The 13,551-nt window shown below is 58.7% G+C and carries 13 protein-coding genes; 3 read left to right on the top strand and 10 right to left on the bottom strand.

The genetic code is table 11. From position 1 onward, the window contains the following. Positions 1–30: 30 nt before the first annotated feature. Entirely contained in the window at positions 31–2,004 is a 1,974-nt protein-coding gene (gene dnaG / locus M5B97_RS24140; RefSeq protein ID WP_248732892.1) for a DNA primase, read from the bottom strand. Between the two features lie 436 nt (positions 2,005–2,440). Then, positions 2,441–2,656 (bottom strand): 30S ribosomal protein S21, encoded by a 216-nt coding sequence (gene rpsU / locus M5B97_RS24135; RefSeq protein WP_002551877.1) that lies wholly within the window; start codon positions 2,654–2,656, stop codon positions 2,441–2,443. A gap of 202 nt (positions 2,657–2,858) precedes the next feature. Between rpsU and tsaD the strand changes: the two genes are divergently transcribed. After that, positions 2,859–3,884: a tRNA (adenosine(37)-N6)-threonylcarbamoyltransferase complex transferase subunit TsaD gene (tsaD, locus tag M5B97_RS24130; RefSeq protein ID WP_123717311.1), complete on the top strand. Its 1,026-nt coding sequence runs from the start codon at positions 2,859–2,861 to the stop codon at positions 3,882–3,884. A gap of 34 nt (positions 3,885–3,918) precedes the next feature. Here the strand turns inward: tsaD and plsY are convergent, their stop codons facing one another. Continuing rightward, entirely contained in the window at positions 3,919–4,488 is a 570-nt protein-coding gene (plsY, locus tag M5B97_RS24125; protein ID WP_248732891.1) for a glycerol-3-phosphate 1-O-acyltransferase PlsY, read from the bottom strand. A gap of 74 nt (positions 4,489–4,562) precedes the next feature. On the opposite strand from plsY, the gene folB reads away from it, so the two are divergent. Together folB and folK are read left to right on the top strand one after the other, a co-directional pair. After that, positions 4,563–4,916, top strand: a complete 354-nt coding sequence (gene folB / locus M5B97_RS24120; protein ID WP_123717313.1) for a dihydroneopterin aldolase — start codon at positions 4,563–4,565, stop codon at positions 4,914–4,916. Then, positions 4,907–5,425 (top strand): 2-amino-4-hydroxy-6-hydroxymethyldihydropteridine diphosphokinase, encoded by a 519-nt coding sequence (gene folK / locus M5B97_RS24115; protein ID WP_248732890.1) that lies wholly within the window; start codon positions 4,907–4,909, stop codon positions 5,423–5,425. The genes folB and folK overlap by 10 nt, the downstream gene beginning before the upstream one ends. On the opposite strand, the gene M5B97_RS24110 is transcribed toward folK, so the two are convergent. The 7 genes from M5B97_RS24110 to apaG all read right to left on the bottom strand — a co-directional run bounded on the left by M5B97_RS24110 (position 5,420) and on the right by apaG (position 13,441). Further along, entirely contained in the window at positions 5,420–6,649 is a 1,230-nt protein-coding gene (locus M5B97_RS24110) for a multifunctional CCA addition/repair protein (RefSeq protein ID WP_248732889.1), read from the bottom strand. The genes folK and M5B97_RS24110 overlap by 6 nt on opposite strands. 63 nt (positions 6,650–6,712) lie before the next feature. Further along, positions 6,713–8,278 carry a SpoVR family protein gene (locus M5B97_RS24105; RefSeq protein ID WP_248732888.1) on the bottom strand — a complete coding sequence of 522 codons (1,566 nt, stop codon included), beginning with the start codon at positions 8,276–8,278 and terminating at the stop codon, positions 6,713–6,715. Further along, positions 8,275–9,546 carry a YeaH/YhbH family protein gene (locus tag M5B97_RS24100; protein ID WP_016977872.1) on the bottom strand — a complete coding sequence of 424 codons (1,272 nt, stop codon included), beginning with the start codon at positions 9,544–9,546 and terminating at the stop codon, positions 8,275–8,277. The genes M5B97_RS24105 and M5B97_RS24100 overlap by 4 nt, the downstream gene beginning before the upstream one ends. 117 nt (positions 9,547–9,663) lie before the next feature. Further along, a complete protein-coding gene (locus tag M5B97_RS24095) occupies positions 9,664–11,586 on the bottom strand; it encodes a PrkA family serine protein kinase (protein ID WP_016977873.1) in 1,923 nt (640 codons plus the stop codon). Between the two features lie 284 nt (positions 11,587–11,870). Beyond that, the gene (gene glpE, locus M5B97_RS24090) at positions 11,871–12,200 is read right to left on the bottom strand and encodes a thiosulfate sulfurtransferase GlpE (protein WP_123717316.1); all 330 of its coding nucleotides are present in this window, start codon (positions 12,198–12,200) and stop codon (positions 11,871–11,873) included. Between the two features lie 9 nt (positions 12,201–12,209). Continuing rightward, positions 12,210–13,061, bottom strand: a complete 852-nt coding sequence (locus M5B97_RS24085) for a symmetrical bis(5'-nucleosyl)-tetraphosphatase (RefSeq protein WP_248732887.1) — start codon at positions 13,059–13,061, stop codon at positions 12,210–12,212. Next, positions 13,061–13,441, bottom strand: coding sequence for a Co2+/Mg2+ efflux protein ApaG (gene apaG / locus M5B97_RS24080; RefSeq protein WP_123717318.1), 381 nt, complete (start codon positions 13,439–13,441; stop codon positions 13,061–13,063). Before apaG ends, M5B97_RS24085 begins: the two co-directional genes overlap by 1 nt. Positions 13,442–13,551 lie beyond the last annotated feature (110 nt).

The raw sequence follows: 13,551 nt of genomic DNA, 5'->3' as shown, positions 1-13,551 counted from the left end.
CAAGCCGAGGATTATACCCGAGCTATGACCTCACACGCCAGCTGAGGTCGGGTTTGATGCGGAAACATTCTGTTTTAATAGATCGCGCATCTGTTTTGCTATCTGAATTTGCTCTTCAGCCGACAATCCCGGCTGCCTTGCTTTCTTGATGAGTTCATCGAGGGTCTGCGTTTGCTGACCCGCAGATAACCTATTAATGGTGTCTAAAAATTGTTGTTCAAGGTTATCGCCGTCAATTAGCCACTCCTTTTCCGCGAGTGCTTTCAGGAGGCGCCCCTGTTCGGTGCCATGCCAGCGAGCCATCAATTGAATTGAGTTTAGCTTAGGATTTTTCTGGACCGCCTCGACCAAGGCGATCAGTACCTGAGCATAGCTGTTGGTTTCGTTGGCAAAATGGTCGGCGCTTTCAACTTTTCCCGCCAGTTGTGGGTGATGAATCAGCGTGCGCAATGCGATAAGCATCGGTGCTTCCACCGCTACGGGAGTACGTGGCGCGTAGGCTTCATCGCGATCACCGCGCTTGCCGTTCTTGCTCCAGGGTTTCTTGTTGTCCCATTTCTTGCTGCCGGCACCGGGCTTCTTCGGCGTCCACTCCTGTTGGGGCGCATAGGCCTCCTGCGGTTGGTGGAAGTCGGCATAGTCCGGCATGGCGTCGTAATCCATGCCTGGGTCGTACACCGGCGGGGCGTCCTGCGGTGCGCTGTGAACCAGCTGGCTGACAGCCTCGCCACTCAAGCCGGTGATTTCCAGCAGACGCATGCGCATCAGTGACTTCAGGTTGGCACCTGGGACCTTGTCGATCAACGGTGCGGCGAGCGTGGCCATGTGGGCCTTGCCTTCGAGGGAGCGCGGATCGGCTTCTTCGGTCAACTGCTGGAAGAAATAATCCGCCAGTGGCTGGGCGTGTTGATTGATGCGTGCGCGAAACGCATCGGTGCCTTCGGAGCGAACCAGTGTGTCCGGGTCTTCGCCTTCGGGCAGGAACAGAAAACGTGCCCGACGCCCATCCTGCAAGCTCGACAGGGTGGCTTCGAGTGCGCGCCAGGCGGCATTGCGGCCGGCCTGGTCGCCGTCGAAGCAGAACAATACGCTGGGCACCACGCGAAACAGGCGTTTCATGTGTTCTTCACTGGTGGCGGTGCCGAGTGTCGCCACGGCATTGCGCAGGCCTTGCTGGGCCAGGGCAATCACGTCCATGTAGCCCTCAACCACGATGATTTCGTCGAGGTTGCGGTTGTTCTTGCGCGCTTCGAACAGGCCGTAAAGCTCTTGGCCTTTGTGGAATACCGGCGTTTCCGGCGAGTTCAAGTACTTGGGTTTGTCGTCTCCCAGTACGCGGCCACCAAAAGCGATGATCCGGCCGCGGCTGTCGCGGATCGGAAACATCACGCGATCGCGGAAGCGGTCATAGCGCTTGCCGGTCTCGGCGTTTTCCACCAGCAGGCCGGCATCGATCATGGCTTTTTGCTGCAGCGTGTCGCTGCTCAGGTGTTTGTACAGATTGTCCCAGCCGGGCGGGGCAAACCCCAGGCCGAAGTCGCGAGCGATTTCACCGGTGAGGCCGCGGCCCTTGAGGTAATCGACGGCGGCCTTGCGCTGCGGATGGCTTTTAAGTGCCTGGCGGTAGAACTCGGCAGCGGCGGTCAGCAGCGGGTAAAGGGGCGAATCGGTGGGCTGTCGCGGTTTGTGCTGGCGACCACTCTCTTCGCGGGGGATTTCCATGCCGGCGGCTTTCGCCAGTTCCTCGACCGCCTGGGGGAAATCCAGGTTGTCGTGGTCCATGATGAAGCCGAGGGCGTTGCCGCCTGCGCCGCAGCCGAAACAGTAGTAGAACTGTTTGTCGGGGCTGACGCTGAACGACGGTGTCTTTTCTTTGTGGAATGGACAGCAGGCCGTGTAGTTTTTGCCGGCCTTTTTCATTTGCAGGCGCGAGCTGACAACATCGACGATGTCGGTGCGGTTCAGAAGGTCGTCAATAAAGCTCTGGGGAATTAGCCCGGCCATGGCGTTCTCGTCATCACTGCGTGTAAATGAGGGCCCGTCAAGTGCTCAAGCACGGGGATTCCACGGCTTGATCGACAATTGTCTGCTTGGGCTATCAGGGAGTGTATCTGCCGAGCATTCACTGACGTTAATTTCTATCAGTCTTCGGCCTTGAAATGTTGCCCGGCTTTCCGGTCCTGGCCAATGATGGGCCTCGGAAGATGGGCGCAGCCGATACGGTTGATCGTCTGTTAAAAAATAAGTGTGCTCGTCAGTAGCCTTGTTAGGCTCGTCAGAAGAGACGTGCACCGCTGGCAAAAGAGCCAGTCCTGACGTGTGAAGCAATGTATCGGTCGCGTGTGCGGCGTCAACAGTGAAGCATCAAGCGATATCCGCAAATGCCAGCAGCCCGGCTGAGAGCCGGGCTTGGCAGAAGCTTGCTACGAACGTCTGTGTATTAGTACAGACGAACGGCGCGGCGCTGTTCGCGCTGAACTTTCTTGGCGTGACGCTTAACAGCGGCTGCTGCTTTACGCTTACGCTCAGAAGTTGGCTTCTCGTAAAATTCGCGGCTACGAACTTCAGCCAGTACACCGGCTTTTTCGCAGGAGCGCTTGAAACGACGCAGAGCTACGTCGAAGGGTTCGTTCTCTTTAACTTTGACGGCTGGCATCCAGAGCTACCTTCTTTCATTACCGGGATCAACGTTCTCGTCGCAAAAAATTCGCGGCTGAGGTCGTCGGTTTTTAAGGGTTGCGGATGTTAACCCCTCATTGCCCGGAATGCAAAGCCTCTGATCGAAAACCGCTGGTCGGGAGTGGGAGTGGCGACTATTATGCGCGCCTTCGAATTCAGCCTCTACAAGGCGCAAACCCATGCTAGTACTGGGACTTGAAACCTCCTGCGACGAAACCGGTGTCGCACTTTACGACAGTGAACGCGGGCTTTTGGCCGATGCGCTGTTCAGTCAGATCGACCTGCATCGCGCATATGGTGGTGTAGTGCCGGAGCTGGCCAGCCGCGATCACGTCAAACGCATGCTGCCGTTGATTCGCCAGGTGTTGGATGAGGCCGGCTGTGTGCCGACCGAGATTGACGCAATTGCCTACACCGCCGGCCCCGGATTGGTTGGAGCCCTGCTGGTTGGGGCTTCTTGCGCTCAGGCGCTGGCCTTTGCCTGGGGCATTCCAGCCCTCGGTGTGCACCATATGGAAGGCCATTTGTTGGCTCCCATGTTGGAAAAAACTCCGCCAGAGTTCCCGTTCGTCGCTTTGTTGGTTTCCGGCGGCCATACGCAGCTGGTTCAGGTCGATGGTATCGGCCAGTACACCCTTTTGGGTGAATCCCTGGACGACGCTGCCGGTGAAGCTTTCGACAAAACCGCGAAGATGATGGGCCTCAACTATCCCGGAGGTCCTGAAATCGCGCGTCTCGCCGAAAAGGGCGTACCGGGTCGCTACACGTTCCCGCGTCCGATGTGCGATCGCCCAGGTTTGATGTTCAGCTTCAGTGGCTTGAAAACCTCGGCCCTCAATACCTGGCAGCAAAGTGTCAGCGCCGGGGACGACAGTGAGCAAGTCCGTTGCGACATTGCTCTGGCATTCCAGCAGGCCGTGGTGGAGACTTTGACCATCAAGTGCAAGCGCGCCCTGAAACAGGCGGGTATGAAGCGTCTGGTAATCGCAGGTGGCGTCAGCGCCAACAAGGCTTTGCGCGTTTCTTTGGAAAACATGCTCGGCGACATGCAGGGCGACGTGTTCTATGCGCGGCCGGAGTTCTGCACCGACAACGGCGCGATGATCGCCTATGCCGGTTGCCAGCGTCTGCAGGCTGGCCAGCATGAAAGCCTGGCAATCAGCGTGCAGGCGCGTTGGCCGATGGAGCAGCTTTCACCGTTGTAAGGGCGCAAGGTGAGCCGGGTTTGATCGACAGCATTTAAAAATGCCGTTCGCGCCCGGCAAACAGGTCGCGTAGATTGCCGCGGTGGCGCCAGACAATCAGCAGCGTCAGCATGCTCATCGGTAACAGCGCCGCAGGCTCCTGCCATGCCAGCAACGGCAGGGTGAGCGGTGTGGCGATCAGCGCCGCCAGTGAGCTGGTGCGGGTCAGGTAGAAGGTCAGCAGCCAGGCCAGTACGGCCAGCAGCGCCGCCGGCGGGTAGATCCCCAGCAGCATGCCGGCCGCCGTGGCGACGCCTTTGCCGCCGCGAAAACGAAAGTACAGCGGAAACAGATGGCCCAGGACGGCACACACGCCCACCCAGGCTTGCTGTTGCAGGGAAAGGCCGCAAAGGCTGGCGATCAGCACGGGCAACAGTCCCTTGCAAAGGTCCCCGAGCAGCGTCAATACGGCGAGTTTCTTGCCGGCCAGGCGCAACATATTGGTGGCCCCGGCATTGCCTGAGCCACTCATTCGCGGATCGGGATTTCCCGTCAGGCGGCTGAGCAAAATGGCGAAGGACAGCGAGCCGAGCAGGTAGGCGAGAATCGCCAGTGACCAAAACATGCTAACTATTCCGGGCGAGGACGCCCTGATTCTAACGGGGCATCGCGCCCTTGTCGTGCTGCGGAGAAGAGTGCTTGGACAGAGTGTTTATCGAAGGCCTGGAAGTCGACACCGTAATCGGGGCCTACGACTGGGAGCGCGGCATCAAGCAATGCCTGCGCCTGGACCTGAGCTTTGCCTGGGATAACCGCCCGGCCGCGGCCGGGGATGACCTGAGCCTGGCACTGGATTACGCCAGCGTATCCGCGCGTATCCAGGCATTTGCCGATCAAGCCCAGTTCCAACTGGTGGAAACCTTTGCCGAGCGCTTGGCCGAAGTGCTGATGAGCGAGTTCCAGATTCCCTGGTTGCACCTCAAATTGACCAAGCCGGGTGCCGTACCGGCCGCCCAGGGCGTGGGTGTGGAGATCGAGCGCGGATGTCGCTAACTCAGGTTTACCTTGGCCTTGGCAGCAATATCGAGCGCGAGGCCCACTTGTGCGCCGGCTTGGATGCGCTGGCGGGTTTCCTGGTCGATATGCGGTGTTCAGCGGTGTTCGAAAGCCAGCCGGTCGGTATCAAGAGCGGACCGTTTTTCAATCTGGTGGTGTCGGGATATACCGACCTTCCGTTGATGGAGCTGGATCGGCGCCTGAAATTCATCGAAGCCGACAATGGCCGCTATGCGCCTGACCGCAAGGGCCTGCCATTGGATATCGACGTGCTGCTGTACGGCGAGCTGGCAGGCAATTTCGACGGTTTGATTCTGCCGCGTGCCGAGATCCTGAAGAACGCCTTTGTGCTGTGGCCGTTGTCGTTGATGGCACCGGACCGTGTGCACCCTGAAGCGGGCAAGACCCTGGCCGAGCTGTGGCGGGACGCGCAGATCGACCAGGTGCTGGCGCCTGTCGGTTTCCAATGGCAAGGCCAGCAATTGACACCGAGCACGCTCCTATAGGGCGTGCCGTTCCTTGTAGGCCTTCAGTGCCTTGAGCCGTTCGTGCTTGAGGGCTTCGCCCAGCTCCGGGCCTTTCAAACCTTTCTCCAGCAATGGCGCGACCGCGACCTCGCGCGCAGCCTTTGCCGCACCCCGTAAGTAATCGGCCTGTGGATAACGTCTCTGCTCCAGGCCCTTGCGGCCCCGGGCGTCCATCTCGCAGGCAATAACGAACTCTTCAAAACGTTGTGGGCGACGATACACGTCAAAACTTTGCAGCAATTCCAGCAGCGTCGAAGCTTTGAGCTCCAAAGCGCGATGGCCATGGGTGTGATATTGGCCAACGAGTAGCGCCAATTCCTGACAGTCCTTCGGGACTTTGAAGCGCTCGTTGACTGCTTTGATCAGCTTCAGGCCGCGGTGCTCGTGAGCAATGTGCTGCGGCAACTTATCCACAGGCGTCAAACCTTTGCCCAGATCGTGCAGCAAGCACGCCCACCGCACCGTCAGCGGCTGCTGATGCAGGGCTGCCTGCTCAAGCACGCTCAACGTGTGCACGCCGGTGTCGATTTCGGGGTGATGGGCTTCGGGTTGCGGCACGCCAAATAGAGCGTTCACTTCGGGTATCAAGGTTTTCAGCGCATCACAGTCGCGCAGCACCTGGATAAATACCTGTGGCTGATCTTCCATCAGCGCTCGGGAAATTTCCTTCCAGCTGCGTTCCGCAGTGAGCGCTTCCAGTTCGCCGGATTCGCTGAGCTGGTGCATCAGTTCCAGCGTTTGGGGGGCAACGGTAAAACCCAGATGAGCATAACGCGCGGCAAAGCGTGCAACACGCAGTACACGGAGGGGATCTTCGGCGAAAGCGGGGGAAACGTGACGCAGAATGCGCATTTCAAGGTCGCGTTGGCCACCGTAGGGATCGGTCAGGTTGCCGTCATCGTCCTCTGCAATGGCATTGATGGTCAGATCGCGGCGAATCAGGTCTTCTTCCAACGTGACCTCGGGGCTGGCGTGAAACACAAAGCCGCCATAGCCTCGGCCGCTTTTACGCTCAGTGCGGGCGAGGGCGTATTCGTCACCGTTTTTCGGGTGAAGGAACACCGGAAAGTCAGCGCCTACCGGCTTATAACCCTTGGCGAGCATCTCTTCTGCGGTTGCGCCAACCACGACACGATCAATGTCGGTGACCGGAATGCCCAGCAAGCGGTCACGTACCGCACCGCCGACTTTGTAGATTTTCATGAAAAAGCCTCCATTAGCCGCACAGGATACCGCCTGTGCTGTGTCAATGGAGGCTTTGCCGTTTCAGAGGTGAACGACGGCCAGGTCCAGGCGGCCGTAATCGTTGTCGCTGTGATCGGTGCGGGGTGGCACGTGGTGAGTCTTCATCACTTGATCGCCCTGCAGGGTTTCCAGGTGGATGTCGAAGCCCCATAACCGATGCAGATGCTTGAGCACTTCTTCGGTGGACTCGCCCAAGGGTTTACGGTCGTGCTGCTGGTGGCGCAGGGTCAGCGAGCGGTCGCCGCGTACATCGATGCTGTAGATCTGCACGTTAGGTTCACGATTGCCCAGGTTGTACTGTGCCGCCAGGGTCTCGCGGATAGTGCGGTAACCCGCCTCATCGTGAATGGCCGGTACTACCAGGTCATCCTTGAGGTCGTCATCGAGAATGCTGAACAACTTGAGGTCGCGAATCACCTGGGGTGACAAGTATTGCAGGATGAAGCTCTCATCCTTGAAGCTGCTCATGGCGAATTTGATCGTCGACAACCAGTCGCTGCCGGCGATTTCCGGGAACCAGCGGCGGTCCTCCTCGGTGGGGTGCTCGCACATGCGTCGGATGTCGCGGTACATGGCAAAGCCCAGGGCATAGGGGTTGATACCACTGTAATACGGGCTGTCGAAGCCTGGCTGGAACACCACGCTGGTATGGGACGTGAGGAACTCCATCATGAAGCCGTCGGTAACCAGGCCCTCGTCGTACAGGTCGTTCATCAGTGTGTAGTGCCAGAACGTCGCCCAGCCTTCGTTCATCACCTGGGTCTGGCGCTGTGGATAAAAATATTGGGCGATCTTGCGCACGATGCGCACGATTTCGCGCTGCCAAGGCTCAAGCAGCGGAGCGTGCTTTTCCAGGAAATACAGGATGTTTTCCTGAGGTTCGGCGGGGAAGCGTGCATTGTCTTTGTCGTTGTTTTTGCCGGCGCGTTTGGGAATGGTGCGCCACAGGTCGTTGATCTGTTTCTGCAGGTGCTCCTCGCGCTCCTTCTGGCGCAGGCGTTCTTCTTCGGCAGAGATCGGATATGGGCGTTTGTAGCGGTCAACGCCGTAGTTCATCAGGGCATGGCAGGAGTCGAGTAAATCCTCTACAGCATCGATGCCGTGGCGTTCCTCGCACTGCATGATGTACTGCTTGGCGAACACGAGGTAATCGATGATCGAGCTGGCATCGGTCCAGGTGCGGAACAGGTAGTTACCCTTGAAGAAGCTGTTGTGCCCGTAGCAGGCGTGAGCCACCACCAGCGCCTGCATGCAGATGGTGTTTTCTTCCATCAGGTAGGCGATGCACGGATCGGAGTTGATGACGATCTCGTAGGCCAGCCCCATCTGACCGCGGGTGTAGGATTTCTCGGTGCTGAGGAAGTGCTTGCCGTAGGACCAATGGTGATAGCCCAAGGGCATGCCCACCGAGGCGTAGGCATCCATCATTTGTTCGGCGGTAATCACCTCGATCTGGTTGGGGTAGGTGTCCAGGGCATAACCCGCCGCGATACGGCTGATTTCCCGGTCATAGGCCTGGATCAATTCGAAGGTCCACTCGGAACCCGTGGAAATGGGTTGGCGTTTTTGCTCTTTTTTGGCGGTCATGTCACTAACCTGCGCTGGAAGAGTTCACGGAAGACCGGGTAGATATCGCCGGCCGAGACCAGTTGCTGCTGGGCGAAAGTGTCGGCAAAGGCTTCGCCGATGCGCTCGTATTCGAACCACAGGGCCTGATGCTCACGGGGGGTGATTTCAACGTAAGTGTAGTACTGCACGAACGGCATGATCTGGTTGATCAGGATGTCGCGGCAGATCGGCGAGTCGTCGTTCCAGTTGTCACCGTCGGAGGCTTGGGCGGCGTAGATGTTCCACTCGTTGGCCGGATAGCGCTCGGCCATGATCTCCTGCATCAGTTTCAAGGCGCTGGACACGATGGTGCCGCCGGTTTCCCGCGAGTAGAAGAATTCTTCTTCGTCCACTTCTCGCGCACTGGTGTGATGGCGAATGAACACTACATCGATCTTGTCGTAGTTCCGCTTGAGAAACAGGTACAGCAGGATGAAGAAGCGTTTGGCGATGTCCTTGGTGGCCTGGGTCATGGAGCCGGACACGTCCATCAGGCAGAACATCACGGCCTTGGAGCTGGGGTTGGGCTGTTTCACCAGCAGGTTGTATTTAAGGTCGAAGGTGTCGAGAAACGGCACACGGTGAATACGCGCGCTGAGCTTCTCGATTTCCGCCTCGATTTCCTGAATATCGCCGAAGTTGTCCGGTTCTTCACGCTTGAGGCGTGCCAGTTCCTCCTTGGCTTCCTTCAGTTTGGCGCGGCTGCTGCCCGACAGGGCGATACGGCGGGCGTGGGCCGAACGCAGGGTGCGAATGATATTGATGCGGGACGGATTACCTTCGTTACTGATGCCCGCGCGTACGGTCTTGAAGGTGTCGGTGCCGGTCAGGTTGCGTTTGACCAGGTTGGGCAGTTCCAGGTCTTCGAACATGAACTCGAGGAACTCTTCCTGGGTAATCTGGAACACGAACTCATCCATGCCTTCGCCGGAGTTACCGGCTTTGCCCGGCCCCTTGCCGCCGCCCCCGCCTTGGGGGCGCTGGATATGTTCGCCGGTGGTGAACTCCTTGTTGCCCGGGTGAACGACGGTCTGTTTGCCGCCACGTCCGTGGTGCAGCACTGGTTCGTCGATATCCCGTCCGGGAATGCTGATTTGCTCGCCATGCTCCATGTCGGTGATGGAGCGGCGGCTGACGGCCTCTTCAACGGCCTTTTTGATGTGGTCACGGTAACGCCGCAGGAAACGCTGGCGGTTTACCGTGCTTTTGTTCTTGCCATTGAGGCGTCGGTCGATCACATAGCTCATAGGCCCCTCCGGGGAGCTTCAAGTCGTAAGCTGCAAGCTACAAGAAAGAGCCCGTACGTGCCGGGCTCACTGGCTTTTCTCTTGCGGCTTGTAGCTAGAAGCTTGCAGCTGCTTCTCTCACTGCGATTTCCGGACCCGTAGGTACCATTCCGAAAGAAGGCGTACCTGTTTGTCGGTGTAGCCGCGCTCGACCATTCGTGTGACGAAGTCGTTGTGTTTTTGCTGATCCTCCTTGCTGGCCTTGGCATTGAAGCTGATGACGGGCAGCAGATCCTCGGTGTTGGAGAACATTTTCTTCTCGATGACCACCCGCAGCTTCTCGTAGCTGAGCCAGGTTGGGTTCTTGCCGTTGTTGTTGGCGCGGGCACGCAGCACGAAGTTGACGATTTCGTTGCGGAAATCCTTCGGATTGCTGATGCCGGCCGGTTTTTCGATCTTCTCCAGTTCTTCGTTGAGCGCCACGCGATTGAGGATTTCGCCGGTTTCCGGGTCGCGGTATTCCTGGTCCTGGATCCAGAAGTCGGCGTACAGCACGTAACGGTCGAAGATGTTCTGGCCGTATTCGCTGTAGGACTCCAGGTAGGCGGTCTGGATTTCCTTGCCGATGAACTCGATGTAGCGCGGCGCCAGGTATTCCTTGAGGAAGCGCAGGTAGCGTTCGCGGGTTTCCGCCTGGAACTGTTCCTGTTCGATCTGCTGTTCGAGTACGTAGAGCAGGTGCACCGGGTTGGCGGCGATCTCGTGAGGGTCGAAGTTGAAGACCTTGGAGAGGATCTTGAATGCAAAGCGTGTCGACAGGCCGTTCATGCCTTCGTCCACGCCCGCCGTATCGCGGTACTCCTGGATCGACTTGGCCTTGGGGTCGGTGTCCTTGAGGTTTTCGCCGTCGTACACACGCATCTTCGAATAGATATTCGAGTTTTCCGGTTCCTTGAGGCGCGACAGCACGGTGAACTGTGCAAGCATCTTCAAGGTATCGGGCGCGCAGTGAGCCTTGGCCAGCGAGCTGTTGAACAACAACTTGTCGTAAATCTTGATCTCATCGCTGACCCGCAGGCAGTACGGCACTTTGACGATGTAGATCCGGTCGATGAAGGCTTCGTTGTTCTTGTTGTTGCGGAAGGTGTGCCATTCCGATTCGTTGGAGTGGGCCAGCAGGATGCCGGTGAACGGAATCGCGCCCAGGCCCTCGGTGCTGTTGTAGTTGCCTTCCTGGGTGGCGGTGAGCAGTGGGTGCAGCACCTTGATCGGTGCCTTGAACATCTCCACGAACTCCATCAGGCCCTGGTTGGCCCGGCACAGCGCGCCTGAGTAGCTGTAGGCATCGGCGTCGTTCTGCGGGAATTCTTCGAGTTTGCGGATATCGACTTTACCCACCAGAGCCGAAATGTCCTGGTTGTTTTCATCCCCTGGCTCGGTTTTCGCTACACCGATCTGGTTGAGGATCGACGGATAGAGTTTCACCACGCGGAACTGGCTGATATCGCCGCCAAATTCGGCCAGGCGTTTGGTGGCCCAGGGCGACATGATGGTATTGAGGTAGCGCCGTGGGATACCAAAGTCTTCTTCGAGGATCGCACCATCTTCCGTGGCGTTGAACAGGCCCAAAGGCGACTCGAAGACCGGCGAGCCCTTGATGGCGTAGAAGGGCACCTTCTCGATCAGTTGTTTGAGCTTTTCCGCCAGGGACGACTTACCGCCGCCGACGGGACCGAGCAGGTAGAGGATCTGTTTCTTCTCTTCCAGGCCTTGGGCGGCATGGCGGAAGTAGGAGACGATCTGGTCAATGCATTCTTCCATGCCATGGAAGTCTTCAAAGGCCGGGTAGCGGCGGATCACCTTGTTGGAAAATATCCGCGACAGGCGCGAATTATTCGAGGTGTCTATCAGCTCCGGCTCGCCGATTGCCAATAGCAGGCGCTCGGCGGCAGATGCATAGGTGCTGCGGTCCTGTTTGCACAGCTCAAGATACTCTTGCAGCGTGAGTTCTTCCTGCTGTGTGGATGCGAAGCGTTGTTGGAAGTGGCTGAAAATACTCATGACGTCGTCACCTCGCTCGATACGTGGAGCCGGCGCCGGGTCAATCAGTCGATGCTGGCAGACATTGGCGGACGCCAATGACTGTTTTCCCCCCAAACACCCTGAAACGCTACCGATGACCCGCACGCCGGTGTACCGGCTCTCCCCTGATTCGGATGGCCTGCGCTTAAGGATAGTTCGGAATCGGGGAGGTCAAGGTGCGATGCGTAATAAGTTTGGCTGCGCCGTTCGTCAGAAACGGCGCGAGCCCAAGCGTCACGCGGGGTAGCGGGGTGCGAAAAAAATTATTGCGGATCGCCTGAGGAAATTTCTGCAGGATATGTCGTGCGCCACAGCTCAAAGCCGCCGTCCAGGCTGTAGACGTCGGAGAAGCCCTGGCTGATCAGGTAGGCGGCGGCACTCTGGCTGGAGTTGCCGTGGTAGCACGCCACGATCACCGGTGCATCAAGGTCGGCCGCACGAATGAAATCGGCGATGTTGTGGTTGTCCAGATGTTGGGCACCCTTGATATGGCCCGCGGCGTAGGCCTGGGGATCACGGATATCCACCACCACTGCGGCCTGCTCGCGCAGGGCCTGGGCTTGTTCGGGAGGGATACGTTTGAATTCGCTCATGGCGGGCTCCTATGGCTTGGCGGCGGTCGGCAGGGTGGCGGTAACGGGGGGCTGGCACTGGCAGTTCAGGCGCTCGCCGGTATCGATGTTCATCAGGGTCATGGCGCCGCCCCACACGCAACCGGTGTCAAGGGCATACACGCCTGGTTCTTCGCACTTGCCTTCCAGGGCCGCCCAGTGACCGAAGACGATCTTCATGTCGCGGGTCTTGCGCTCCTTATGGGCAAACCAAGGTTTGTATCCCGGTAGTGCCGTATCGGCGCCTTCCTTGCTTTTAAGGTCCAGCTTGCCCTCGGCGGTGCAGAAGCGCATGCGCGTGAAATAGTTGGTGATCACTCGCAGGCGGGTGACGCCGGTGAGGTCGTTGTCCCACTTCGCCGGTTCGTTGCCGTACATGCCATCGAGGAAGGCGGTATAGAGGTTGTCATCGGCCAGCGCGGCCTCCACTTCGGCGGCGCACTTGAGCGCTTTCTTCAACGACCACTGGGGCGCGATGCCGGCATGGACCAGGGCCATGTTGCGGCCTTCGTCATAATGCATGAGCTTTTGCCGGCGGAGCCAGTCGAGCAGCTCGGCGCGATCCGGCGCTTCGAGAATTTCCCGCAGGGTGTCGCCCTTTTTCAGCCGTTCGATGTTATTGCCGGCCGCCAGCAGGTGCAGGTCATGGTTGCCCAGCACGCATACCAGCGAGTCGCGCATGCGATGGAGGTAGCGCAGGGTCTCCAGTGACTGTGGGCCACGGTTGACCAGGTCGCCCACCAACCACAGGCGATCGTTCAGCGGGTCGAAGTTGACTCGCTCAAGCAAGCCCTTGAGAGGCTCCAAGCAGCCTTGCAGGTCGCCGATCGCGTAGGTCGCCATCAGTGCAGGGCTCCCGGCACCGCGAGGCGGAAGGGCGCGATGATGGCGTCGAACAGTTGGCCATCGGTGGCCTTCATTTGATACGAGCCTTGCATGGTTCCGACTTTGGAGGTCATGACCGTGCCGCTGCTGTAGGTGTGGCTGGCGCCGCTGTCGATCAACGGCTGTTGGCCGACAACGCCCGCGCCGCGCACTTCCTCTACCTGGCCGTCACCGTCGGTGATTACCCAGTGGCGCGACAGCAGCTTGGCCGGCACCAGCCCGTTGTTCTTCACCGTGACGGTATAGGCGAAGGCGAAACGGTTGTGTTCGGGTTGCGATTGGTCCGCGAGGAAGCGGGTGACGACGCTGACGTCGATCTGGTAGCGAGGATCGGACATGCGAGAGGCCTTACCTTAAAAGCAAAAGCGGAGGACAGCAGATGCGGATCAGTCTAGGCCATGAGACGGGCACTAGGCCAGACTCGCTGTCCGGCCTATGCATCGCTGGC

Origin of the sequence: Pseudomonas sp. MWU13-2517 (genome assembly GCF_023242545.1) — a bacterium.
Classification (GTDB): Bacteria; Pseudomonadota; Gammaproteobacteria; order Pseudomonadales; family Pseudomonadaceae; genus Aquipseudomonas.
This window is presented reverse-complemented; position numbering and strand designations above follow the sequence as displayed.

Excerpts from the sequence above, each read along its gene's own strand:
- folK (WP_248732890.1), top strand. The coding sequence starts at position 4,907 with ATGTCGCTAACTCAGGTTTACCTTGGCCTTGGCAGCAATATCGAGCGC.
- M5B97_RS24100 (WP_016977872.1), bottom strand. The coding sequence starts at position 9,546 with ATGAGCTATGTGATCGACCGACGCCTCAATGGCAAGAACAAAAGCACG.
- plsY (WP_248732891.1), bottom strand. The coding sequence starts at position 4,488 with ATGTTTTGGTCACTGGCGATTCTCGCCTACCTGCTCGGCTCGCTGTCC.
- M5B97_RS24105 (WP_248732888.1), bottom strand. The coding sequence starts at position 8,278 with ATGACCGCCAAAAAAGAGCAAAAACGCCAACCCATTTCCACGGGTTCC.
- M5B97_RS24095 (WP_016977873.1), bottom strand. The coding sequence starts at position 11,586 with ATGAGTATTTTCAGCCACTTCCAACAACGCTTCGCATCCACACAGCAG.
- M5B97_RS24085 (WP_248732887.1), bottom strand. The coding sequence starts at position 13,061 with ATGGCGACCTACGCGATCGGCGACCTGCAAGGCTGCTTGGAGCCTCTC.
- glpE (WP_123717316.1), bottom strand. The coding sequence starts at position 12,200 with ATGAGCGAATTCAAACGTATCCCTCCCGAACAAGCCCAGGCCCTGCGC.
- rpsU (WP_002551877.1), bottom strand. The coding sequence starts at position 2,656 with ATGCCAGCCGTCAAAGTTAAAGAGAACGAACCCTTCGACGTAGCTCTG.
- dnaG (WP_248732892.1), bottom strand. The coding sequence starts at position 2,004 with ATGGCCGGGCTAATTCCCCAGAGCTTTATTGACGACCTTCTGAACCGC.
- tsaD (WP_123717311.1), top strand. The coding sequence starts at position 2,859 with ATGCTAGTACTGGGACTTGAAACCTCCTGCGACGAAACCGGTGTCGCA.
- M5B97_RS24110 (WP_248732889.1), bottom strand. The coding sequence starts at position 6,649 with ATGAAAATCTACAAAGTCGGCGGTGCGGTACGTGACCGCTTGCTGGGC.
- apaG (WP_123717318.1), bottom strand. The coding sequence starts at position 13,441 with ATGTCCGATCCTCGCTACCAGATCGACGTCAGCGTCGTCACCCGCTTC.